This window comes from Algoriphagus sp. 4150 (genome assembly GCF_031457395.1).
Lineage (GTDB): Bacteria > Bacteroidota > Bacteroidia > Cytophagales > Cyclobacteriaceae > Algoriphagus.
The window spans coordinates 1-1,012 of sequence record NZ_JAVDWS010000074.1 but is presented as its reverse complement, the minus strand read 5'-3'; the positions used below and the strand labels follow the sequence as shown (position 1 = coordinate 1,012).

Sequence of the window (1,012 nt, the reverse complement as noted above, 5' to 3'; positions counted from 1 at the left end):
CACTTGTCATTTCCCCCAATTCAAATACCACCGGAATATGGTATGCATTCGTCCCTTGTTCAAATTGTTCGATAAACCATAATCGCTCCTGAGCAAACGATAAAACAGACTCTCGCTCAGCTATCTGATAGATATAGGGTTGAATTGACTGGTCACTGAGAACCCAATTATACACCAGTATTTTTAAAATCTCGTCTTTATATTTCCGAAGCTTTATCATGATTTCTAAAACATCGTTCTCCTCTGAAGAAGATTTAAACCTTGTCTTATTGTCTTGAACCCAAAGCCAGACACCTTGCTTGTTTGCCTCGTATATGGCTTTCAATGCCTCCTGCATATTAGAATTATCTTTCATCTGTACAATGATGTTATTCTCAAAAATGAAATTCAATTTCCACAACCAATCAAGCTCGTCAATCTCCATGAAATCTTAAAATGATTTAACGTGTCATTTCATATTGATTTCTTAAACTGTCCAATCAACAGTGTCAATGTTATTGGATAATGCCTCAAATCTATGGACCAATTCGTTAATGGAAGAATATTTAAATATCTCCGAAACATTTATACTATATCCTAGGATTTTACTCATTTGATGCGATACTTGTATTGCAGTAATAGAATTCCCTCCTATTCTAAAGAAATTGTCAGTAACGCTCACCCTCTTCAATCCTAGTACCTGTTGCCATACAGCGCACAGAGTTTTCTCCACATCCGTTAAGGGCGCGACATATTCCTCCTGTAACATTTCGACCATTGGTAATTGTCGATAATCTATTTTACCATTTAACGTCAGGGGTAATTCATCCATCACAATGTAGTGACTAGGCACCATATAGGAAGGCAAATACCTTATAATCTGCTGATTAATACAATGTGACAAAGGAATCTCCCCTAAGTGGCTATCAGATTTTACTTTTGTTTTATTAAGGACGAGATAGGCAACGAGCTGATTGTCCTGTATAGTGGTCAAGGTCTTCTCAACACCTTCTATGCGTGCAAGTTTAGAGGA

2 protein-coding genes are annotated in these 1,012 nt (G+C 37.1%); both read right to left on the bottom strand.

The genetic code is table 11. The annotated features are described in order from the left end of the window. On the bottom strand, positions 1-424 hold a 424-nt coding region (locus J2X69_RS24770; RefSeq protein ID WP_310109566.1), incomplete at its 3' end, for a hypothetical protein. Positions 425-466: 42 nt separating this feature from the next. Continuing rightward, a partial coding sequence (locus J2X69_RS24765; RefSeq protein ID WP_310109564.1) for a phosphopantetheine-binding protein occupies positions 467-1,012 on the bottom strand: 546 nt, incomplete at its 5' end.